This window comes from Bacillus sp. DTU_2020_1000418_1_SI_GHA_SEK_038 (assembly GCF_032341175.1).
Lineage (GTDB): Bacteria > Bacillota > Bacilli > Bacillales > Cytobacillaceae > Cytobacillus.
Window position 1 is genome coordinate 2,365,196 of sequence record NZ_CP135435.1, and the last position, 22,233, is coordinate 2,387,428.

Genomic DNA, 22,233 nt, shown 5'->3' on the forward strand with positions numbered 1-22,233 from the left:
CTTTCTATACTAAACTCATTTCTTATTAACGTATCATAAAAAATGGCAAGGTGAAACTCCAGAAATATTTCTTAAACTCTTTCAATCTATTTACCCCCATGCTTGTAGAGCTTTGAAGAGAAATTGGGTAATACAGTTTTGTCTAACTTTCACTATCATAATTCTCATTTTTTGAAATATCTTGCATTAGTGAATGCCCATTTCCCTTTTATACAATCTGTAAAAATCTTTTTATCCAATCAAAATTTTCTTTGACAGGATAAAAAATTGGGTGTACATTTTTAATATGATATATTCAAATAATCAGATATACTAATTTATGATTATACTAAAATAAAGAAGGGTTAACATGAAGCAAGAAAAATGGTTTTTTACAGGCAGGTATAAAGGGTATTCTTTACAGGGCTTTCAAAAGGATCTATTGTCTGGATTAGTTGTAGGTGTCATAGCTATTCCTCTAGGCATGGCTTTTGCCATTGCATCAGGGGTCAAGCCCGAGTATGGAATTTATACTACAATTATTGCCGGAATTTTAATTGCTGTATTTGGGGGTTCAAAATACCAAATTGGCGGTCCAACTGGGGCGTTTATCCCGATATTATTTGGAGTTGTGATTACCTATGGCTACGAAAACCTTCTAATTGCAGGATTTTTAGCGGGGATTATGCTCTGTTTAATGGGAATATTTCGGTTAGGGGCATTAATCAAGTTCATCCCTAGACCTGTCACGATCGGATTTACTTCGGGAATTGCTGTTATTATATTTACAGGGCAAATCGCCAATTTTCTTGGGCTTCAGGACGTGAAGCAGCATGAATTATTTCACAACAACATTGTAGAAATTTCTAGACATCTTCATACAATTAATTTTTATAGTGTGTTAACTGCTGGAATTTGCTTAGTAACTATTATTCTCACACCTAAGCTTTTTCCTCGGGTGCCAGGACCATTAATTGGCTTGCTATTGTCAACGATTGCAGCGTCCATCTTTTATCCAGGAGAGATTGCAACCATTGGCTCAACTTACGGGGAGATTTCTAGTACTTTACCGCGGTTCTCCATTCCTGAAATAACCTTTGACAAAATCGTGCAGCTGATTAGACCCGCGTTCGTCATTGCCATCCTCGGCGCAATTGAATCTTTACTGTCTGCCGTCGTGGCTGATGGAATGACAAATAGCAAACATCACAGCAATCGAGAACTTGTAGGACAGGGGATCGCCAATATGATTACTCCTTTATTCGGGGGTATTCCAGCAACCGGTGCGATTGCCCGAACAGCCACAAACATAAAAAACGGGGCAGTATCCCCATTCTCTGGGATCATTCATGGAATCATGGTATTATTAATACTAGTACTCTTTGCCCCATACGCATCAAGTATTCCATTAGCCAGTATGGCGCCAATCTTAATGGTAGTTGCCTGGAATATGAGTGAAAGACATGTATTCTATTATATATTAAAAACAAAAACGGAAGATTCCCTTGTTCTGACCGTCACCTTTCTTTTAACTGTATTTATTAATTTAACAGTTGCTGTTGAGGTCGGATTATTATTAGCCGTTGTTCTATTTACGAAACGGATGAGTGATGTAATGGTAACTGCTAAAGCATTGCCAGATCCGAAGAACAAACACGAAAAAGTTCTAACCCATATGGTTACTGATACTCACGATTGCCCCCAAATTAGTATTTATAATATTGAGGGCCCCTTATTCTTTGGCGCGGCGCAAACCTTTTCACAAACAATCATGAGCACCATCAACTATAAACCAAAGGTATTGCTGCTAAGAATGTCTAAGGTTCCATTTATGGATACAACAGGAGAAGCTTCTTTAGCCAGCATCATTAAAGAATTCTCCAAGAATGGCACCGTTTTAATTTCTGGAATAAGGCCACAGCCGAAGAAAGTTATGCTAAAAACCGGTTTATTCGACCTGATCGGAGAAGAGCGATTCTTCGAGCATACAGGCGATGCGATCGATTATGCCTTACAGGATTTAAATAAGGTGAAATGCCTAGGCTGCAAACATTTTGCTTTTAAGGAATGCACCGCGTTATCCGGCATGGCACAACAAACCGGTTAAAAGGCATTTACTTCATCATTGCACTAAATAAAGAGGGGTTATTGAAATGAACCTTGAAATGCAAAAATTTAAAGCAGATTTCTTTAAAGCCTTAGCTCATCCACTTAGAATACGAATTCTCGAGCTTCTCTCAGAAGGCGATAAAAGTGTAAACGAAATTCAAACACTCGTCGGCAGTGAAGGCTCAGCGGTCTCCCAGCAGCTAACAGTGTTGCGTTCGAAAAATATTGTTACGGGTACAAAGGATGGCAATCGGGTGATTTATTCCTTAAGAGATCCATTAATTATTGAATTGCTTCAAGTGGCAAGGCAAATTTTTAATAATCATCTTGTGGATGCGATATCAATGTTGGATAAATTATCTGAGATGGAGAGCAATGAGGATACAGACTAACACAGCATTTGATTGCTGTGTTTTTTTACGGTTAATACAAAGAATAAATCCTTATTGATAGATAAAACTAATGCCAAACCTTCTAAATAGAATTTTCATCCAATTTTATATACAATAGATATTATATTTAGCGTCTCTAAATATAATAAAATATTATTAAAGAGTTACACAGGGGGAAATTTAAAATGAGCCAACATGGAGTGGATGATACAACCGGGAATAGGATAAGGCCCGATAAGATTTGGACGCGAGATTTTATCTTAATTGTGATGTCTAATTTTTTGGTTTTCCTTGGGTTTCATATGACTCTGCCAACGATCCCGCTTTTTGTCGAGGAATTAGGCGGAAATGATCAGCTCATCGGCATTGTAGTCGGAATTTTTACTTTTTCTGCCCTGCTTCTTCGTCCTTATGCTGGGCATGCACTAGAATCAAAAGGAAGGCGTTTTGTCTACTTATTTGGGTTAGGGATATTTGTCATTTCCGTAGGATCTTTCGGTTTTGTACCAGGCTTATTTTTTCTGTTCATAGTTAGAATTGTTCAAGGAGTTGGCTGGGGTTTTTCCACAACTGCGTCTGGAACGATCGCGACCGATCTTATCCCGCCAAGAAGGCGCGGAGAAGGAATGGGGTATTATGGACTTTCGGGCACCATTGCATTAGCTCTAGGACCTACACTAGGCCTTGCCCTAACAGGATTTATTTCTTTTAAGATCTTATTTTTATTTTGCTCACTTCTTGGATTAATGGCCTTTATTCTTTCCTTTAAAATCCGATATAAACAAGTTGACCCTGTAGCTGTGCAGCAGCCTCATAAGAAATGGGACATCTATGAAAAAAGCGCTCTTCCGCCATCTTTGCTGTTATTCTTTCTAACCGTTACCTTCGGAGGAATCGCTACATTCCTGCCCCTTTATTCTTCGCAAAAAGGGATAGAAGGGATCCAATGGTATTTTCTGCTTTATGCCTTAGCCTTAATGCTATCACGAACATTTTCGGGAAAAATATATGACCAAAAAGGACATAAAGCCGTTTTTGTCCAAGGTGCCCTTCTTATAGTGATCTCGATGGGATTACTTTCATGGCTACCGAATAGCCTGATTCTATACATAGCTGCCATTCTTTATGGCTTAGGCTTTGGGACCGTTCAGCCAGCCTTGCAGGCATGGTCTGTAAAGGAAGCACCCATTCATCGGAGAGGAATGGCCAACGCAACATTTTTCTCTTTTTTTGATTTAGGAGTGGGAATAGGAGCTATCGCATTCGGGCAGATTGGCCACTGGTTTGGATATAGTGCAATTTATATGGCATCAGCAATATCTGTTCTATTCTCCATCATTCTTTATCTATTTATAGTCGCTAGAAGCCGTGAACATGCAGTTAGCAGATAGAGGATAAAATAAGAAAGATGGTTTAGACAATTTAACCCGTGTGTCCACAAAAATGAGGAATTAACCCCTTTTGCCACGGATAAGGAACTGATGTCCGCTAAGCTTAGAAGAAAATTAACATCTGTCTTCAAAATCCTGGTTGAACGAAAAAAGTGCGACAAAATAACTGTTGTCGCACTTTCTTATTGCTAAGATTCTTCTCTAGGTGGAACCGCATTAATCACACCTGCAATTCCTTCCTTATTATACAACCGGTAAAGCAAACTCTCTAAAACGCTCTACTGCCTTTTCTGTATCTCCTTCTAATCCTTGTTCCTTCAGCGTCTCTCCAATTAAGACGATTGCTTTTTCAAGCATTTGATCAGTCGTGTTCCCCATATGGCCGATTCGGAATGCTTTGCCAGCCAAGTGGGCAAGTGCTCCTGCTACGATTAGTCCCTTTTCAGCTAAAGCAGCCCGGAATGAAGCATCATCTATGCCCTCTGGATAAAGAATACAGCTTAATGTATCAGCAGCCACTTCTTCTTCTGCTAAAGCTTTCATGCCATATACAGCAAGGGCAGCCCGAACCGCTTTTCCAAACGCTTTATGACGTTTATAGCGATTTTCCATCCCCTCAGCTAGAACTAGGTTCATCCCTTCTTCATAAGCATAAATTAGATTAACAGGCGGGGTAGCAAAATATTTAGAAGGGTCATTCATAATTGGTATCCAATTGTTAATATCACAATAATAAGCAGGCACACGTTTAATTTGTTCCCGTGCGGCCAATGCCGTTTTATTAAAGGCAACAATTGCGATTCCCGGCGGTACGCCGATTGCTTTTTGGGAACCTGTTAAAATAACATCAATCTTTGCATCTTCATCCCCATACGACTTACTCATATCCTCTTCCATTGCAGCTGTAGCACAAACGCCGTCAAGGATGATAAGAGCTCCGTGCTTTTTAATGATTGGTACAAGTACATCCAAATCAGCTGCTACCCCTGTCGAAGTATCCGCATGTGTAATGGTAACTGCCTTAAAATATCCTGAATTCAGTTTTTCTTCTACATCTTGAGGATTAACCTGTTTTCCCCATTCAGCTTGAATGACCTCAACCTCAATCCCAAAGGCTTCCCCTATTTTGATGAAGCGGTCACCAAAAAATCCTTGGCTTATAACAAGAATCTTTTCACCAGCTCCCACTGTATTGACTAGTGCCATTTCCATTGCAATTGTACCTGATCCTGCGATCACGAGCACTTCTCCATCGGTTTTAAGCATTTCCCTAGTCTTGTTGATTGCACTCCGATAAATGGCCGTAAATCTTGGATCTGTATGACTTCTTGTTTCCTCTGCAAGTGCATCATAAATAGAATCGACAACTGGTGTCGGACCCGGAATTAACAGCATTTCTTTGTTTCGCATGATCATCCTCCTAATTGATTCTAATATTTATACTACATACAATTACTACTTCTATACTTATATTAAAAACCCTTCAATTATTAAATAATTCAGATTTAACTCTTTTATTTATAATTATAAGAGAAAAAATATTGACTTATAAATGATTTTAATAATATCATAGTTTTATACTTGATTACACAAAAGCATAAAAGCATAAAAGCGTTGAACTATTTAAGTAGCTGATACAAGCTTGAAAAGCAGAGACCTGATGGTGGTGAAAATCAGGCAAGGTGTATAGTGAATTACAGTTAGGGAGCTGTTTTTTCCGGTTTCGGCCGTTATCAAAACAAGAGAGCAGAGTAATCTGCTAACTAGGGTGGTACCGCGGAGCTTCCGTCCCTTTTTGGGATGGGGCTTTTTTGTTTTTATCTAAGGAAGGAGAAATTAATATGAAAAAAGAACTTACGATTGGAATGTCAGTTATCCCCATACTAGCACTAATTATTTCTGCTGCTTTATCGATCTTCTTTTGGAAGGCGGGAATGCATATTCCATTAATGATCGGAGTCATCCTTGCAGCAATTGTAGCAAAGGTATGTGGCTGGAACTGGGATGAAATTCAAAAAATGATGGTTCAGGGGGTTGCGAGAGCTTTACCAGCTGTATTTATTCTGCTCATTATTGGAATGATTGTTGGTTCATGGATCGCAAGCGGGGTTATCCCGACCATCATCTACTATGGTTTGTCAATCATTAAACCAGAATTGTTCGTACCGATTGTGGCTCTTGTTACTGGAATTGTTTCTGTTACACTAGGAAGCTCCTTTACTTCTATTGCAACTATCGGTCTAGCATTTATGGTGATTGGGGAAGGACTTGGATTTTCCCCTGGTCTTGTTGCTGGAGCAGTGATTTCTGGTGCCTATTTTGGAGACAAATTATCTCCCGTTTCAGATACTACAAATATTGCACCTGCTATGGCGGAAACGGATTTATTTAGCCATATTAAGCACATGCTTTGGGATACGCTTCCTGCATTTTTTCTTTCTATTCTTTTGTATTGGATCGTTAGTAATTCCGGAGCGATAAGTGTTGGCGCAGATGCAAGTGTCATTGATACGATCAAGACTGGTCTAAATGATGTATTTTTAATTCATCCGCTATTATTGATGATGCCAGTTCTAACGATCATCTTAATGATTATGCGTACACCAGCCATTCCTGCCTTAATGGGAGTTAGTATTTTAGGTGGTGTGCTTGCCCTCTTCTTCCAAGGGGCAACCGTATCTTCCATTATCCAAGTTATGACAAGCGGATATTCCGCTGAATCTGGAGTCGCAGCATTGGATTCTTTGTTAAATCGCGGCGGCATGATGTCCATGCTTGGTACAATTGCTTTATTAGTCATCGCGACTGCACTTGGAGGAATTTTAGAAGAAACAGGATCCTTTGAAGTGTTAACACGAAAAATGATGGCGAAGGTCAAATCTGCTGGAACCTTAATTAGTTCAACGATTCTTTCTACTTTTGTTGTAGCCTTTGCAAGTGGTGCTCAATTTTTGGCCATAATTTTACCGGCCAGAACCTTTGTAAATAAATATAAGGAAATGGGAATAGATACGAAAAACCTTTCAAGATGTGTAGAAGCAGCTGGAACGGTTGGGATTAACCTCGTACCATGGGGAGTCCCTGCTGTATTTGCGATGAGCATCCTTGGCGTATCCCCGGGCGAATTTATTCCTTACGCTTTCTTTGTTTTCCTTGTCCCGCTTATCAATATCCTATTCGGCTTCACAGGCTGGACGATTTCAAAGAAGAATTATCATGAAGATACTAAGCTATTGAAAGATAAAGGAGAAATTTCACTATGAGCGAAGTGATTTTACATGTATTAGGAACGGCACAAGATGCTGGACTGCCACATCCGAATTGTTATTGTAAAAATTGTACTGATGCGATTAACAATCCAAAGCTTCGCCGCTTTGCCGCCTCATTAGCCATCGTTCTTCTGAATGATCGAAAATGGCATTTAATTGATGCGACACCTGATTTAAAAGAACAGATGGTAAATCTGCAATTAAAATACGGCTTGCAGGGCCAGCTTATGGATAGCATCCTTTTAACACATGCCCATTTAGGTCATTATCCAGGATTACTATTTTTGGGACGTGAGGCAATTGGTGCTGCTGGAGTTCCTGTATTTGCAGGTCAAAAAATGAATCAACTGCTAAAAGAACAGGCGCCATGGAGTCAATTAACTAAGCTTAAGAACATCATGAATCATGAAATTAGGAATGGACAACCCCTTCCCATTGCTCAGCAGGTTTCGATTATTCCAATCGAGGTTCCACATAGAAATGAATTCTCTGAGACTTTTGGATTTGTGATTAAGGGACCAAATAAAAAAGTACTGTACATCCCGGATATCGATCGCTGGAATGAATGGGAAAAAGACATATACAAGGCTTGTCAAGAGGTTGACATCTGCCTGCTTGATGGGACCTTTCATTCACCAAAGGACCTTGAAAAAATTGGCCGTGATTTCAGAGAAATCCCCCACCCTCTTATGACAGAAACAATGGATAGGCTTCAAGATTTAGCTGGTGAAAAAGAAATTTATTTTACCCATCTTAATCATTCGAACCCAGCTCTTGACGCTGATCGCCAAATTAGAAGCCAAATTGAGGATAGAGGCTTTTTTGTCGCTGATGATGGGATGGAAATTAGATTGTGATTTTCTTTATAGCCCTTATGTCACTGACATTTTTCAGTAACAGTGTCTAAGAAGTTCATTCATTAGTAAATGTCCAAGTTCTGCATATAAATGGCCAGCCTCAAGAATTTATAATACGTGAGGCTGGCCATATTTTTGTATTTACTTTATTTTTTTATATTCTTCTTCAATATCTTGTACAGTTTGTTCTATCTGTTCGCCCCAATGATCATTTACTTTTTTGAAAATGATTTTCCCATTTTGATCCAAAATTCCGTAGCCGCGATAAGCAACATCGCCATTCTTCATTCCGAATCGGTCAATCAATTCCAGTTTCGGGTCAGAAATAAATGGCAAACTTGTACCAAAATAGTCTTTTAGATGGCTGTATAATTCCTTTTGCTGTTCCGGTGTATCATGGCTGATAATAAACATTTCCATATCCATATCATCTAACATGTCAAGATTTCCATGCAACTCAACTAGTTGCTGCTGACAAAGTCCTCAGGTGTATGTTGTAATAAAAAAGAACAATGCTGGCTTCTCTAACGGAAATGTAACTTCATTATTATCTTGATCTGATAATGTAATTGGATCTTCTAAACCCTTTTGTCCACATGCAGCAAGAAAAAGCACTGCTGCTAGTGTCAATAAAACCATTCGTAATTTCATAATGTCTCCTTTCTAGGTGCATGAAAAATAAACCATCTAATCCTGGCGATGTAGGAAATTGGCATTTTGGCATTCACCTGCATCGTATTACTTAAGATATTGTATAATAGATATCTATCCGAATCCACTAACAAGAATCCAAGTGTATTATAAAAAAACTATCCCCAGTGCTTAATTAATCATTCTTAATAATCAAGTATAAATTAAGCAAGAAGCTGCTTTCTAATATTTTTACCTCAAAATTTTTTTCAGATATCAGCAAAAATTTGAGATAATTAGTTTACATAATAAAATTACAATTAACTATGATTAGATAAAGTTCGAATTTTTACCTTAAACGGTTCTGTGAAATGGAAAATTATTAATTAAAAGTTGTCAGTCGTTACTATCCATGATATTATTATCTCGAATTAAAGATAGTTTTATTAAAGGTAAAATTTAATTCATGTGTACGAATCGCAGGGGAAAAGTAATTTATATAGGAAAATAAATAGTATTATAGGAGGAAGAATGATGAACGAACTAAAAGGCATCCATCATGTAACAGCCATAACAAGCAGTGCTGAAAAGATCTATGATTTTTTTACTTTTGTTTTAGGAATGCGCTTAGTAAAGAAAACAGTTAACCAGGATGATATAAAAACATATCACTTATTTTTCGCAGATGACGCTGGAAATGCAGGGACAGATATGACTTTCTTTGACTTTCCTGGTATTCCTAAAGGCGTACACGGAACAAATGAAATTTCAAAAACATCCTTTCGTGTCCCCAGTGACGCAGCATTAGAATATTGGGTGAACAGATTTGACCGTCTAGAAATTAATCATACAGGGATTACCGAGCAATTCGGAAAAAGGACATTATCCTTTATTGATTTTGATGAACAGCATTATCAATTGATTTCCGATGAACATAATAATGGGGTGGAATCTGGGACACCTTGGCAAAATGGTCCTATTCCTTTAGAATATGCGATTACTGGCCTAGGTCCAATCTTTGTTCGCATCGCAAATTTTCCCCATTTTAAAGAAATGATGGAAAAGGTCCTCTTATTCAGAGAAAGCGCTCAGGAAGGATCATTTCATTTATTTGAAGTTGGAGAAGGTGGAAATGGCGCCCAAGTTATCGTAGAAGATAATCCTAATCTCCATCAGGCTCAACAAGGGTTTGGCACCGTTCATCATGCCGCATTCCGTGTTGAAGACCGCTCTGTTCTAGAAGAGTGGGATAAACGAATTCGCAGCTTCAGAATTCCTACATCTGGTTTCATTGACCGTTTCTTTTTTGGGTCCTTGTACTCAAGAGTAGCACCCCAAATATTATTCGAGTACGCCACAGATGGACCTGGATTTATGGGAGATGAACCGTATGAAACACTTGGAGAAAAATTATCCCTACCACCGTTTTTAGAAGGAAAACGTGAACAAATTGAAAAAATGGTTAGACCAATTGATACGATTAGAAGTACGAAGAAAATAGAAAAGGAATATTAAGTTTTAAATCTTTAAAAGATTGCCTGATTTTTTCATTTTGGAAAATCAGGCAATATCACTTTTTATAACTTACTTATCATAAATTGCCTTTCTTTATCTTCAAAAGGATGCATACTTCTTTTATACATAGCTTCCCCTTCCTTAAATATGCTTTTTTAATACTTATAATTTTCCCTATCAGAAGCAACCTATTGATACAGGAGGTGCAGATATGACAGAGCCAAGCCAGCCAGGAAGCAAAAAACTGCCAGATTTTGATAGTCTTAATGATCGAATAATAGCCCCACAACGATCTTCTGGTCCCACTTTGGTCATTAAAACGAATCTGGATCCAAAAGACTCAACAGTCGAAAATCCCTATTTTGTAAATGATAAATCAACAGATATGAAAGAATTTAGAGATTTCTTTGAGGATGTTTAACTAGTAATAATACGAGTAGTCGGAGCCGGTATTTTGAATATCGGCTCTCCTAGCAGACTCAGATGATTTATTTACTTTTGAAAGGTCATCTCCTTTTCCTTTAGAGCATGTCTAATTTGCTCCAAAGCTTTAGGTCCCATTCCATGAAGCTGTAATATTTCATCCTCACTCACTTTCTTGAATTGCTCAAGTCTAAAGTAACCAGCGCCTTCCAGAGCACGTCTTGCTGGTTTTGCTAATCCGGTGGGAAGGTCGCTTTTCATTTTATCTTCATTCATTTTGAGCCCCCCTCTTTTATAGTGTAACTGTTAAAATTCCTTCTTCGAAAATGGCAAAAAGAATTTAATCCCTCTCTTGTTAAAGGGCAGTATCTTCATGTCGGCAATTATATGACTTACATAGCCCATAAGACACGTAATAAATACACCTTCATGCCCAATTGCTATTTCGAACTGAACGGATATGTATGCAAAAAAGAGAACACCTAATAATGAATGTGTATAGCTTCTATGAGGAACAAATGAAGCTGCGATAATATAAATGCCTAACAGCCATAACCAATTTTCTTGAAGTGATAAACCTCCAAATAGGACACCCATTCCTGTAATTGTCAGCATCCGTCTTTGTGTGATAAACGAGGATATGATGATAATAAGCATTCCTATTCCAATACCTATCCATTTGTTCATTCCTGTACTTGTAAAATAACTATACAAAACCAACAGTACAGCAATGAATTGAGCTGCTGTTCTTACGATGTTATGGGAAATTGTGATTTTATTACTTAACTTTCCGTCAATATCGATATCAGGCATTAAACCCGAAATTGCCCCTATACCTATTAATAAGACGGTTCCGGTTGGATCTGTATGCAGCAAATTAGCTGTCAAAAAGCCTGTTGCTGCGCCGATGACTGTATGTGATGTACCGTTCAATTTTTCACCTGTTTCTTTAATTTACCTGCTTAAATTTATTAATGAAAAAAGGAAACTACTTTTAGAACGTATGTTCCAAAAATGAATTATACTCTTAATTTCTATCAATCGCAAGGAAGATTCTTCATATTTTTCCCAACATAAAAGGAGATTCTAATTTGTCATCCTGACCAACGAGAATCTCCCTCTATTTAAAGCATTATCCCATAATATTATATCCCGCATCTACATAAACAATTTCACCAGTAACCCCTCTTGAAAGATGGCTCATTAAGGCAAGTGTCATATCCCCAACTTCCTCTTGAGTAACATTTCTTTTCAAAGGTGCTGTCTCTTCAATTTTGTGAAGGATTTGGTTAAAGGACGGAACTCCTTTTGCAGCAAGCGTACGAATGGCACCAGCTGAAATCGCATTGACACGGATATTGTCTTTCCCTAATTCAGAAGCTAAATATTTCACTGATGCTTCAAGGGAAGCTTTTGCAATCGCCATTACATTATACCCAGAAACCACACGCTCTGCGCCAAGATAAGACATCGCAATGATGGTGCCTCCTTCAGTCATGAGAGGCTTAGCGGCTTTCGCAACAGCAATTAACGAGTACGCACTTGTGTCTTGGGCAAAAGCATAACCGCTTCTTGTCGTATCGATAAAATCACCCTTTAAGTCTTCAGCATGCGCAAAAGCAACGGAATGGAGCACTCCATGAACGGTACCTGCTTCCTCTCCAATTTTATTAAAGGCTTCAGCAATACTTTCATCACTGTTCACATCGCATTGTACGATTAATTTCGCTTCTAAGTTATTATCACTTAGAAGTTTTGTCAGTTTTCCAAGAGAACGTTCTTTTCGATATGTAAAAATGACATTCGCTCCTGCTTGATAAAGAGATCTTGCTACTCCCCAAGCGATGCTCCGTTCATTTGCCACTCCCATAACAACAATATTTTTGTCTTTTAATTTAAGTAAATCTTCCATGTTAGCCTCCAAAGCGCAAGAAATTTATTTCAGCAAATCATAGAATTTGCTCTTAAATATTCATTATACCATAATACTTTCTATTTCAATGTTATTAAATGTGAGGATAAAGATGTTGCAATGAAAATGGAATAGGTCCCAGTATTGAAAGTTACTGAGCAGCTACATTGACCTAATGCGGATAAGAAATTTTTTTGGAGAGTAGTTTGAGGTAGATTATCCAAGAGCCTTACCAAGTTTGAGAATTTGGGATACATCAAGGGAAAACTCATTTTTAATAAAAAGAGTTTCCCTACATCCAAATAACATTTATTAAAAAGCGTTTCTTCAATAGTGCGTACTCTTAAAGTGAGGAAATTGAACAATTCTTGAAAAATAATAGTCTTTAATGAAGTAATCGAGGATTCTTGCTGCAGTTTTTAATGATTTTTTAACTTGTAAATTTGCCTGGAGTGCTCAGAAATCATTTGATCATAGTATTCCAGATCATGTTTAGTGGCCATTGAATTTTTGATTTCTTTTACTTCGTCAATAACCTTGTCTACTTTCTTTTCAAGAGCATCTATGTTTCTGAAATTTTTACATTCGTTGCTGCTACTGTTTCACTTAATGAAATTACCTTTTGATCCAATGTGTTTACTTTTTGATCCAGCGCGTTTACCTTTTGATCCAGGGCGTTTACTTTTTGATCCAGAACGTTTACCTTCTGATCCAGCGCGTTTACTTTTTGATCCAGAACGTTTACCTTCTGATCCAGGGCGTTTACTTTTTGATCCAGAACGTTTACCTTCTGATCCAGCGCGTTTACTTTTTGATCCAGGGCGTTTACCTTTTGATCCAGCGCGTTTACTTTTTGATCCAGCGCGTTTACTTTTTGATCTAAATTGGTTACCTTTTGATCCAAATTATCAAGTTTAGTCAAAATCAATTGAAGTGTTTTTTCCATGATTTTCACCTCCTTCTTATATTCCTGCCTATTATAACAGAATCCTGTAGAGATTTGTCGGTATAGCTAATAATTACCCTTTCCGACAAAATATTGTTTGCCGCCCCTCTTGTTCATTTTCTTCAAAATAAAGAATGCCCCAATCTTTAAACTCCTTTAATAACTCGTTCGGCTGTAGTTTAAATTGGTCAGAAATCTGCTTATTTTCGCTATGCGGTGAGTAGAAGTAGGTTTCCATGAAGAAATAACCACTATCTTTTATAAGGTTCTTTACAATCGGAAACAGTTTTCTATCCAGATAATAAGTAATAACAATTAGATCAAATGGTTCTTTAAGCCACTGACGGTCCATCATTTCCGTAAGATCACCAATACGTGTTTCGATGTTGAGATGATCTTTGGCAGCCTGTTCATTAACAAATTCGATGGCAACGTCTGAAATGTCAATAGCTTGAACTTGATAGTTTAGACCCGCAAGGAACAAACTGTTTCCCCCAAGACCACAGGCAAGATCCAGCGCAGTGCCACCACGAAGATAATCAGACAGCTTCTCTAATCTTGGATTGGCTACAGATGCCCTTAACTGCTTAATGCGTTCCTGATGTTTCATGTTCCATTTGTTTCGAATGTTCATTTGAAAATATCCTTTCCAAACCGTTAAGTGATTTGTTTAGCTTATTGGTCGTGCTTGTTCCATCTCAGCTATTCTATTCCCTTTACAATGGCACGTAGGGACTCGAGATGACTGTTTAATTCCCATTTCTCTAAATTTTTTAATTATTTTTGATTGTCTCAGTTTAAGATTAAAACAGCAAGGACAGATATCAAGTACTATAGTGATATTAAACACCATTAGTTTACATAATATTATTATGGGATAGAAGATGCGATTAATAATAAGAGCCTGACTCCTGCCGCGTTATTTCATTAACGGACCATGAGTCAGGCGCTATGTATTATTGAATTTTTTTTGGTTCTGGATAGTCAAAGCCTTTAGTATCAACGTTCACCGTTTTCATTTTCTGATCTTGTAATGGCTTGTCCATATCTCCAGTTTCAACGGCCACGATTGAATCAACTGTTTCCATTCCTTCAATGACTTTCCCGAAAGCAGCATATTCACCATCGAGATGTGGAGCTTCTTTAACCATGATAAAAAATTGCGATCCAGCTGAATTCGGGTCGGGAGTCCGTGCCATTGAAATGACGCCACGCTCATGTGTGATGTTATTTTCGAATCCGTTTGAAGTAAATTCACCTTCAATGGAGTATCCGGGGCCACCAGAGCCATTTCCCTCAGGATCTCCCCCTTGAATCATAAAATCAGGGATAACCCGATGGAAAATAAGTCCATCATAAAATCCATCTTCAATTAATGAAATGAAATTTGCTACAGTATTTGGTGCTGCAGCCGGATCCAATTCAATCACAATCTCTTTTCCATCTTCCATTGTTATTGTAACAATTGGTTTCTCTTGAACAGATGCTGGATAATCTGTATTTTCTGCAGATTCTTTAGCGGTATTTTCTTTTGTCTTCTCATTTTCCGCTTGCGTGCCACAGCCTGTCAAAACGAAAGCTGAAACCACTATTGCAAAAATAAAATAAAATGCTTTATTACTTAAAAACATATCCCTTTATATACCTCCTGCTGAAGAAATTGGCATAACTATTACTGATTTATTATAGCATTATTTTAAATGCTAAGAAGACCAATCTTACAAAAAACAACTACTCTCCATACTAAATATTTGTATCTTCTTTGTAACCTTAATTAATCTTTCATTAACTACTTTCCACCTTAACCAATATAAAATAAAGATAGATCATAATAGGAAAGAAGATAAGAAAATCAGTATGCCGATCGCCCAGACAGTATTGAATATAAGGAATTTGAGAAAATGAGCCTTGATTTTCAACTGCTAAAGAAAACCTTTATGTTTATCACATATTTACGTTTCTACAAGCTTCACTTTATCCTAACGTTAAAAGACAATCATCCGAGTTTCACGTTTTATCACATAGGCAAAAATCATCACGGGCATCCAAAAACATCATATGGAGCCCGTGTTGTGCCTTTTATCGTAATTATTGACCCTGTGCACCATTAGAAGTTACTCGGCGAACATGATCGTCTTTAAATCCATTTTTTCGGAGAGCTTCAACTTTGTCCTCGAGTAATTGCTTTTGATCGACTTGACTTGAGGGTGTTTGCTTGTTTTTTGCCACCTAAAAAACCTCCCTTGAAAAAATTCAATTAACGCCTTCTTATTTTGCTAGATTTAATAAAAATTAACCTCATTTGATGGATTTTGCAATTACTAGCAAATCAAAAATATTTTACTAAATGTATCAAGTTCCACAATAAGTTCTGTACGGAAGGTTTGAAGGTTCAGGTGTTGTGCAATATTCATTCTGTTCGGATGTATACGCAAAAGGATTTGAAAGAGCTTGGAGCAATCGTTCCATCACACTATAATCCCCATTGTTTACTGCAGCCTCAAGCGCTTCCTCCACCCGGTGGTTCCGCGGGATGACAGCAGGATTACTGTCACGCATCAACTGTTGAGAGGATTCTTTCGATGTTTGCTGCCTCGTCAATCTCGCCGTCCAGAGCTCATGCCACAGATTATAATCAGGGGTGCCGATAAGCGGAGTATCCTCCATCTTGTCTGTTGTTAAAGCACGGAAGGTATTCGTATAATCCGCTTTAACCTTCTGCATGATGCTCAAAAGTTTTTCTATCATTAATGTATCTCCTGGTTCTTCATTCGTTAATCCAAGTTTTGCCCTCATGCCAGCAAGCCAGTTTGATTGATAGATTTCACTATATTTTGAAATCTCATCCTGCGCCAGCTTAAGAGCCTGTTCTTCATCATCATGCAGCAGCGGGAGAATAGCTTCCGCAAAACGTGCGAGGTTCCAACCGCCTATAATTGGCTGATTACGGTAGGCATAGCGTCCTTGTCTGTCAATGGAACTGAATACTGTGTCAGGATCATACACATCCATAAAGGCGCAAGGTCCGTAATCAATCGTTTCTCCACTGATGGTCATATTGTCAGTATTCATTACCCCGTGTATGAAGCCAACTGATTGCCATTTAGCAATCAATGCGGCCTGTCGCTTAATCAATTGCTGAAGAAATGCAAGATATCTATTTTCATCCTGTTCAATTTCTGGATAATGACGATTTATCGTATAATCGGCAAGGATTCTTAACTCTTCTACTGGTCTCCAGTTTGCAGCAAATTGAAAGGTTCCAACGCGCAGATGACTGGCAGCAATACGGGTTAAAATAGCTCCTGGAAGTCCCGTTTCACGAATCACCTTTTCCCCCGTTGTCACAACTGCTAGACTTCGGGTTGTTGGTATACCAAGTGCATGCATAGCTTCGCTGATTATATACTCACGAAGCATCGGCCCTAATGCCGCTCGGCCATCACCCCCGCGGGAATATGGTGTTCTCCCCGAACCCTTAAGCTGCACATCAAATCGCTCACCATGTGGCGTCATTTGCTCGCCAATCAAAATGGCACGTCCATCCCCTAACATTGTAAAGTGGCCAAATTGATGACCTGCATAGGCTTGGGCTAGCGAATGCGCATGTTCAGGAACCTGGTTGCCAGCAAACACTGCCACTCCATCTTCACTTTTCAGTAACTGAGTATTTAAACCGAGTGCCTCCACCAATGATTCATTAAATTTGACCATTTTAGGTGTGCGTACAGGTGTCGGCTTAATGCTAGTAAAAAATGCTTGCGGCAATCGGCCATAACTATTGTCAAAATTCCAGCCAGCCGCTGTTGCTCCCTCTTCCTTATTTAACATTTAATCACCATCCTTCTTTTTGCTACCTACTTATATAATTTTCTGCCTCTATAAGTTTATTATACCTTTTGTATTAGCACATAGGGTCCGGTTAAGTGTCTACAGAATAAAAAAAATCCCACTTAAAGTGAGATTCCAAATTTATTACATATAATTGTTCAATTGTATGTAAATTTATTTCCGCCCTTCCATTTCCGCTTCCCATCTTTCAACTTCTTCCCTTACTATTGGGGCCACTTCTTTTCCGAGCAGCTCAATGGCTCTCATTACCTCATCATGAGGCATCGTGCCTAATGGGACATGAAGCATGAACCGGGTAATCCCAACGTTCTTTCTCAGATAGATGATTTTATCAGCAACGGTTTGTGGGTCACCGACATACAGAGCACCTTCCAAGCTGCGGGCAGCATCGAAGCTGGAGCGAGTATAAGGAGCCCAACCTCTTTCTCTTCCTAGTTTATTCATCACCTGCTGAGTGGAAGGGAAAAATTTTTCGGCTGCGTCTTCTGAACTCTCAGCAATAAAACCATGCGAATGCGAAGCAACAGATAGCTTGGACAAATCATGTCCAGCATGAGTTGCTGCTTTTTTATACAGCTGTACAAGCGGCTCAAAATGGAGAGGACTGCCGCCAATGATCGCAAGGACAAGAGGGAGTCCAAGCAGGCCAGCACGAACAACTGATTCAGAATTTCCGCCGCTTCCAATCCATACTGGCAATGGATCCTGAACTGGGCGAGGGTACACCCCGCGATCATGTATAGCTGGCCGATGCCCGCCTTTCCATGTCACCTTTTCAGTTGCTCGGATTTTTAGCAATAGCTCCAATTTCTCTTCGAACAACTCATCATAATCCTTCAAATCATAGCCGAATAACGGAAATGATTCGATAAATGATCCTCTGCCAGCCATAATTTCTGCACGGCCATTTGAAATCGCATCCACCGTTGCAAAATCCTGAAACACCCGAACTGGGTCAGCTGACGAAAGCACTGTGACCGCACTTGTCAGCCTGATATTTTTCGTTCTAGAAGCTGCTGCTGCCAAAATAATAGCTGGGGAAGACGCAGCAAAATCCTCGCGATGATGTTCTCCCACTCCATATACATCCAAACCTACCTGATCCGCTAATACAATTTCCTCAACGACTTCACGAATGCGCTCAGCATGGCTGATTACCTCACCCGTTTTGATATCTGGTGTTGTTTCTACAAACGTGCTAATACCTAGTTCCACTTAAATTTCCTCCTGTTTCGAGATTTAGAGACAGGGCCTCCAAATTACCACACTAATTCTTCATCTTCTTGATACAGGCTGCTTGCATAGTCAATAAATTCCATTAATTTATCTTTATTAATTGCATCAATACTGATTCGATATGTCTTGTCATATTTCATGTTAAGTTCTAATGCTGTAATATCCACACCAAGAAAACGATCTTCATTCATATATGTATAGTCGATATCCTCATATTTTGCAATGAACCTGGAGGTGCTGTTGGCAGCATCCTTCACACAAACAGAATCGATGGTTAAAACTAAGCCTGCTTTACCATTGCTGGATAAGCTCGTATCTGTTATATCAATCATTTCTTCTTTTTTATACTTACCTTGACAAATGATTTCCCGAGCATTCTTAACTCTCGGTGCATAATCATCCCCAGGCGCGTACCCAAATATCTCTTCAAATTTATTAATTAATGCATCCTTTATATCGCTCACTCTAATATTCTCCCTTTCCTTCAATATCTCACAAGACCGATAATTTAACCTGTAGTACTCATCCAGCGAGATTTTTGTTTTAAAAAATGCCTCATAGGCGTCATCTATCCGGCAAATAAGTGGTCGATTTTCATAGATATTGCAATGGTTCGTCTCCAAATTAAAGTGGATGCACACTCCATCTCCACGATCTAAATGCTGATAGATCTCAGATGCACCAACAGCCTTACAGCATAATCCACATTGATCACACTGAAACATCTCTAAACTTGTGAAAGCATTTGCAGATATTTATTTCCATCTTCAAGAACTTTATCGGTAGCCTCATCTAATTGGCCTTCCTGCTTCAATAAAGGGGCATCTAGTATCAGCTTAATTGTCTGCGCTAGCTGGACACATTTATAAATGTCCTGCTGTTCATGCATTGTGTAATCCTGCCAATCCAGACCTCGACGGTTTATAATATCCTTCATTTCTGTTACTCCCTTAGAAAAATGGATATCTAATTTTTGCAGTAGCTCCGTTAATTGATTCGCACGTGTAAAAATCCCTTTCAAAGCTATGCCGATATTTTTCGCCTGTTTCTTGAATACCTTAGCCTTATCAAAATTTCCATAAGCATCATTTAAGGCAGCTTTAGCTTGGCTAGCAAAAATCGTTCCCCCAATAGCAAGCGCTGGCCCTGCTACTAAACCGCCTAATACAACCATTCCACCTGCCATACCAAAGCCACCAGCTGTTAATGCCCCGCCACCAAGCCAAGCTAATGTTGCATTTGTTGCTGCAACACCTGTCAAGGATGTAAGAGCCGTTCCCGTAGTAGCTGTTACTAAAAGACCCCCAAGTCCTCCCATAACAACACTATACGTTCCATATGCAAGGAGAGCTCCGGATCCAATTGCAGCAATCCCATTTATCGCAACTTGCTTTGCTTCAAAGGATGCCTCCTTTAATTGTTTAAAGCTTTCACTAGTAGGATTGAAATTTTTCAATTCATCAATCCCTTCACTATTTTTGAGATTAATATTTTTAATTTTTTCATAGTGAATAACAAATTCATTAATAGATGTAGTCAAAATTCTTATTTTTTCCTGACCTAAATTAGTAATTGCCTCATTCGTATTCTCTTTTGCCATTTCAATAAACTTTTCAGCTTCCTTGGCCATCTCTTGTGAAGTTGCGTTTAGAGATTTTGCTTCATTCATATCACGTTTTGCATCTAAACCTTTTTTAACTCCTGTTGCTGCCGTAGCTGCGGCTATTCCTGCAATAATTGCCGGTACTAGTGGTAGTGGCATATCTAATTCCTCCAGTTGTAATTTATCATTTAAAGGCGATTTAAATAACAAACCGCCATGTACACATGTTCTCACTTGTTTTCGTCTCGAATAAAACCCTTTCACTTGCAAACAAAAGGCGAATTCAACATCAATTACCTAACATAGCCTTATTTAAAATTCTAAAACGGCTTCGTTATCCAACATAAATTGATTAAATTCATTAAAATCTTTAAATTGCAGTGCTCCGCCCATTTCAAGGGCAATTTGATTAAGGCCAGCTGTAAATAGGTCCAAATTCCCCTCTTTCGCAGCGGAATCAATTTTTAATAGACCTTCTGAGAACACTTTTGATCTATTCGAATAAAATTCATTCATTAATGCTAATAATTCTTTTCCTTGCAATTCCATTGCCTCAATTGCTGCTGTTGCTATCGAATGAATTTGGTTCCTTCTTGCTAGTGAAAGCTGCTCTTCATGTAAAACCTGCATACAAGCCTGGTAGATGGTAGAGCTTGTCATATAGCCAACCATCCCGCCAACCACTGTTCCAACCCCAGGAAAAATGGCTGTTCCAATAGCAGCCCCAAAGCTCGCTGCCATCATCCCTGTTCCCTTTTCCCCTAATTCCTCGGCGAGCTGAAGACTATCAATCTCACCTTTCGCATAACGAATCAGTGATTTACTTACTTGAACGGTAGTTGTTGCAATCATCGCTGGCACATTCGATTTTGACAAATGAACATACACACTCTTTTTACTAGCTGCCATAAATCCTCTGATAGCCGTATCCCCTGCTCCGATGACATAAGCAGTGGCAGCACCGCTAGCCGTATCTTTGGCAACATCTTTCACCGCTTCTTTAGCACTTTTGTCTCCACGAATAAGACTGGTCACATTTTGGGCTGAAGAAATAGCGACTGATATGATTGCTGCACTCTTTGCATTTTCCATTCCTGAACGATGAGCGGTTTTGGCTACATATTTGGCAGTAGCCAACTTTGGATGTTCACGAATAAAAAGAGCTTCCTTTGATGTAATCCCGCTATTTTCTAAATCTTTGGATACTTGCAGGTATTTTTGTGCCTTTTGATCCAGTAAATCAGCTTTCTCTAGATGCCCTTGTTGTCTAAATTTATCTGCCTGTTCAGTCAAGCTTTTGGCAGTGTCCTCTGCATACTTTTTTGCTAGATCGTATTGTTCTTTTGGCACTAAAACTTTGTTTCCTCTGTATCTTTCCCATTTATCTCCAGTCATTTTTTTAACAAGATCCTCTGAGCTTGCCTTAATCTCTTCAGGGGTACTAAACTTTCCGCAAAACTTCATTTGCGCACCCCAGGTTGGGTTCCCGTGATCATCTACTGACAAAATATCAAATACGGGATCATTACCTCTGCCTATATCATTAGAGCGATGTACACGCTCCGGATTTCGATTTATAATATTTTCCGCATTTGTACGATCAGTGTAATGTATTTCAGCGGAAAAACCAGATTGCTGTTTGATATTTTGGTATTGATAGTCAGGATGAACATTGGACTCTGAAACATGCTTAAGTCCTTTTTTCACGATATTCCCACTATCATCCACAATACCTTTATAACCCTTCAAATATTCCGATGCTGCCCGGCCAAATCTTTCGACATTTTCAGTTGTTGCTGATCCGATGACGGAATCAATGGGACCGCTATGATTCTTTTTATCTTCTTTTTTAGTCATAATAGTGAGATCCTTTCAAGAAGAAGTCAAATTAGGTTTATATGTATCATTTTTTTAAGGGGTCTAGATTAGATTATTTTTCCAATATATAACCTTATAGTCTGAAAGTCTATGTACATTTTACAACCTTTAATAAAAAAATGAAAACTTTTTTCCTATTTTTCCATAGAATCTCAAATTGTTGGTAAGGAAAAGGGGTATATTTATACTGGGAATTTCCCTATATGACTCGCTTCCCATAAAAACACTTCTACTGCCGATA

The 22,233-nt window shown here is 38.7% G+C and carries 21 protein-coding genes, 2 pseudogenes and 1 other annotated feature; of the genes and pseudogenes, 7 read left to right on the top strand and 16 right to left on the bottom strand.

Features of this window, described 5'->3' with window-relative positions:
* Positions 1-349 precede the first annotated feature (349 nt).
* From RRV45_RS11715 to RRV45_RS11725, 3 genes are all read left to right on the top strand, one after another.
* Positions 350-2,086: a SulP family inorganic anion transporter gene (locus tag RRV45_RS11715; protein WP_315664874.1), complete on the top strand. Its 1,737-nt coding sequence runs from the start codon at positions 350-352 to the stop codon at positions 2,084-2,086.
* A 46-nt stretch (positions 2,087-2,132) separates the two neighbouring features.
* On the top strand, positions 2,133-2,480 hold the full coding sequence (locus RRV45_RS11720; RefSeq protein ID WP_315664875.1) for an ArsR/SmtB family transcription factor: 348 nt from the start codon (positions 2,133-2,135) through the stop codon (positions 2,478-2,480).
* A gap of 185 nt (positions 2,481-2,665) precedes the next feature.
* A complete protein-coding gene (locus tag RRV45_RS11725; protein ID WP_315664876.1) occupies positions 2,666-3,871 on the top strand; it encodes an MFS transporter in 1,206 nt (401 codons plus the stop codon).
* Positions 3,872-4,114: 243 nt separating this feature from the next.
* Here RRV45_RS11725 and RRV45_RS11730 read toward each other — a convergent pair whose 3' ends face one another.
* Positions 4,115-5,281: a pyridoxal-phosphate-dependent aminotransferase family protein gene (locus RRV45_RS11730; RefSeq protein ID WP_315664877.1), complete on the bottom strand. Its 1,167-nt coding sequence runs from the start codon at positions 5,279-5,281 to the stop codon at positions 4,115-4,117.
* Between the two features lie 195 nt (positions 5,282-5,476).
* Positions 5,477-5,667, top strand: a binding site (T-box leader).
* Positions 5,668-5,712: 45 nt separating this feature from the next.
* On the opposite strand from RRV45_RS11730, the gene nhaC reads away from it, so the two are divergent.
* The gene (nhaC, locus tag RRV45_RS11735) at positions 5,713-7,134 is read left to right on the top strand and encodes a Na+/H+ antiporter NhaC (RefSeq protein WP_315664878.1); all 1,422 of its coding nucleotides are present in this window, start codon (positions 5,713-5,715) and stop codon (positions 7,132-7,134) included.
* Positions 7,131-7,997, top strand: a complete 867-nt coding sequence (locus RRV45_RS11740) for an MBL fold metallo-hydrolase (protein WP_315664879.1) — start codon at positions 7,131-7,133, stop codon at positions 7,995-7,997. Before nhaC ends, RRV45_RS11740 begins: the two co-directional genes overlap by 4 nt.
* A gap of 141 nt (positions 7,998-8,138) precedes the next feature.
* Here RRV45_RS11740 and RRV45_RS11745 read toward each other — a convergent pair.
* Positions 8,139-8,462: pseudogene (locus tag RRV45_RS11745) on the bottom strand (redoxin domain-containing protein); the annotation flags it as partial.
* Positions 8,463-8,480: 18 nt separating this feature from the next.
* Entirely contained in the window at positions 8,481-8,648 is a 168-nt protein-coding gene (locus RRV45_RS11750) for a lipoprotein (RefSeq protein ID WP_315664880.1), read from the bottom strand.
* 513 nt (positions 8,649-9,161) lie between these two features.
* Between RRV45_RS11750 and RRV45_RS11755 the strand changes: the two genes are divergently transcribed.
* Positions 9,162-10,142 carry a ring-cleaving dioxygenase gene (locus tag RRV45_RS11755; protein WP_315669019.1) on the top strand — a complete coding sequence of 327 codons (981 nt, stop codon included), beginning with the start codon at positions 9,162-9,164 and terminating at the stop codon, positions 10,140-10,142.
* Between the two features lie 211 nt (positions 10,143-10,353).
* A complete protein-coding gene (locus RRV45_RS11760) occupies positions 10,354-10,563 on the top strand; it encodes a hypothetical protein (RefSeq protein ID WP_315664881.1) in 210 nt (69 codons plus the stop codon).
* A 71-nt stretch (positions 10,564-10,634) separates the two neighbouring features.
* Here RRV45_RS11760 and RRV45_RS11765 read toward each other — a convergent pair whose 3' ends face one another.
* From RRV45_RS11765 to RRV45_RS11820, 13 genes and pseudogenes are all read right to left on the bottom strand, one after another.
* Positions 10,635-10,841, bottom strand: coding sequence for a helix-hairpin-helix domain-containing protein (locus tag RRV45_RS11765; RefSeq protein ID WP_315664882.1), 207 nt, complete (start codon positions 10,839-10,841; stop codon positions 10,635-10,637).
* 30 nt (positions 10,842-10,871) lie between these two features.
* Positions 10,872-11,498 carry a metal-dependent hydrolase gene (locus RRV45_RS11770; RefSeq protein ID WP_315664883.1) on the bottom strand — a complete coding sequence of 209 codons (627 nt, stop codon included), beginning with the start codon at positions 11,496-11,498 and terminating at the stop codon, positions 10,872-10,874.
* Positions 11,499-11,697: 199 nt separating this feature from the next.
* Positions 11,698-12,477 carry an enoyl-ACP reductase FabI gene (gene fabI / locus RRV45_RS11775; protein WP_315664884.1) on the bottom strand — a complete coding sequence of 260 codons (780 nt, stop codon included), beginning with the start codon at positions 12,475-12,477 and terminating at the stop codon, positions 11,698-11,700.
* Positions 12,478-13,039: 562 nt separating this feature from the next.
* Entirely contained in the window at positions 13,040-13,423 is a 384-nt protein-coding gene (locus tag RRV45_RS11780) for a hypothetical protein (RefSeq protein WP_315664885.1), read from the bottom strand.
* Between the two features lie 73 nt (positions 13,424-13,496).
* Positions 13,497-14,057: a methyltransferase domain-containing protein gene (locus RRV45_RS11785; protein ID WP_315664886.1), complete on the bottom strand. Its 561-nt coding sequence runs from the start codon at positions 14,055-14,057 to the stop codon at positions 13,497-13,499.
* A gap of 322 nt (positions 14,058-14,379) precedes the next feature.
* The gene (locus RRV45_RS11790; protein ID WP_315664887.1) at positions 14,380-15,054 is read right to left on the bottom strand and encodes a peptidylprolyl isomerase; all 675 of its coding nucleotides are present in this window, start codon (positions 15,052-15,054) and stop codon (positions 14,380-14,382) included.
* Between the two features lie 457 nt (positions 15,055-15,511).
* On the bottom strand, positions 15,512-15,652 hold the full coding sequence (locus tag RRV45_RS11795) for a hypothetical protein (RefSeq protein WP_315664888.1): 141 nt from the start codon (positions 15,650-15,652) through the stop codon (positions 15,512-15,514).
* A gap of 123 nt (positions 15,653-15,775) precedes the next feature.
* Positions 15,776-17,254: a protein adenylyltransferase SelO gene (locus RRV45_RS11800; protein ID WP_315664889.1), complete on the bottom strand. Its 1,479-nt coding sequence runs from the start codon at positions 17,252-17,254 to the stop codon at positions 15,776-15,778.
* Between the two features lie 174 nt (positions 17,255-17,428).
* Complete coding sequence (locus tag RRV45_RS11805) at positions 17,429-18,490, bottom strand: LLM class flavin-dependent oxidoreductase (protein WP_315664890.1); 1,062 nt, start codon at positions 18,488-18,490, stop codon at positions 17,429-17,431.
* Between the two features lie 44 nt (positions 18,491-18,534).
* Entirely contained in the window at positions 18,535-18,975 is a 441-nt protein-coding gene (locus RRV45_RS11810) for a hypothetical protein (RefSeq protein WP_315664891.1), read from the bottom strand.
* Between the two features lie 105 nt (positions 18,976-19,080).
* Positions 19,081-19,236 (bottom strand): annotated as a pseudogene (locus tag RRV45_RS22105) (YkgJ family cysteine cluster protein); the annotation flags it as partial.
* A 2-nt stretch (positions 19,237-19,238) separates the two neighbouring features.
* The gene (locus RRV45_RS11815; RefSeq protein WP_315664892.1) at positions 19,239-20,273 is read right to left on the bottom strand and encodes a hypothetical protein; all 1,035 of its coding nucleotides are present in this window, start codon (positions 20,271-20,273) and stop codon (positions 19,239-19,241) included.
* A gap of 153 nt (positions 20,274-20,426) precedes the next feature.
* Positions 20,427-21,971 (bottom strand): hypothetical protein, encoded by a 1,545-nt coding sequence (locus RRV45_RS11820; RefSeq protein WP_315664893.1) that lies wholly within the window; start codon positions 21,969-21,971, stop codon positions 20,427-20,429.
* Positions 21,972-22,233: the final 262 nt, after the last annotated feature.

Bases quoted from the DNA above. Each gene is read 5' to 3' on its own strand.
- RRV45_RS11715 (WP_315664874.1), top strand. From the start codon at position 350: ATGAAGCAAGAAAAATGGTTTTTTACAGGCAGGTATAAAGGGTATTCT.
- RRV45_RS11720 (WP_315664875.1), top strand. From the start codon at position 2,133: ATGAACCTTGAAATGCAAAAATTTAAAGCAGATTTCTTTAAAGCCTTA.
- RRV45_RS11725 (WP_315664876.1), top strand. From the start codon at position 2,666: ATGAGCCAACATGGAGTGGATGATACAACCGGGAATAGGATAAGGCCC.
- RRV45_RS11730 (WP_315664877.1), bottom strand. From the start codon at position 5,281: ATGCGAAACAAAGAAATGCTGTTAATTCCGGGTCCGACACCAGTTGTC.
- nhaC (WP_315664878.1), top strand. From the start codon at position 5,713: ATGAAAAAAGAACTTACGATTGGAATGTCAGTTATCCCCATACTAGCA.
- RRV45_RS11740 (WP_315664879.1), top strand. From the start codon at position 7,131: ATGAGCGAAGTGATTTTACATGTATTAGGAACGGCACAAGATGCTGGA.
- RRV45_RS11750 (WP_315664880.1), bottom strand. From the start codon at position 8,648: ATGAAATTACGAATGGTTTTATTGACACTAGCAGCAGTGCTTTTTCTT.
- RRV45_RS11755 (WP_315669019.1), top strand. From the start codon at position 9,162: ATGAACGAACTAAAAGGCATCCATCATGTAACAGCCATAACAAGCAGT.
- RRV45_RS11760 (WP_315664881.1), top strand. From the start codon at position 10,354: ATGACAGAGCCAAGCCAGCCAGGAAGCAAAAAACTGCCAGATTTTGAT.
- RRV45_RS11765 (WP_315664882.1), bottom strand. From the start codon at position 10,841: ATGAATGAAGATAAAATGAAAAGCGACCTTCCCACCGGATTAGCAAAA.
- fabI (WP_315664884.1), bottom strand. From the start codon at position 12,477: ATGGAAGATTTACTTAAATTAAAAGACAAAAATATTGTTGTTATGGGA.
- RRV45_RS11780 (WP_315664885.1), bottom strand. From the start codon at position 13,423: ATGGAAAAAACACTTCAATTGATTTTGACTAAACTTGATAATTTGGAT.
- RRV45_RS11785 (WP_315664886.1), bottom strand. From the start codon at position 14,057: ATGAACATTCGAAACAAATGGAACATGAAACATCAGGAACGCATTAAG.
- RRV45_RS11790 (WP_315664887.1), bottom strand. From the start codon at position 15,054: ATGTTTTTAAGTAATAAAGCATTTTATTTTATTTTTGCAATAGTGGTT.
- RRV45_RS11800 (WP_315664889.1), bottom strand. From the start codon at position 17,254: ATGTTAAATAAGGAAGAGGGAGCAACAGCGGCTGGCTGGAATTTTGAC.
- RRV45_RS11815 (WP_315664892.1), bottom strand. From the start codon at position 20,273: ATGCCACTACCACTAGTACCGGCAATTATTGCAGGAATAGCCGCAGCT.
- RRV45_RS11820 (WP_315664893.1), bottom strand. From the start codon at position 21,971: ATGACTAAAAAAGAAGATAAAAAGAATCATAGCGGTCCCATTGATTCC.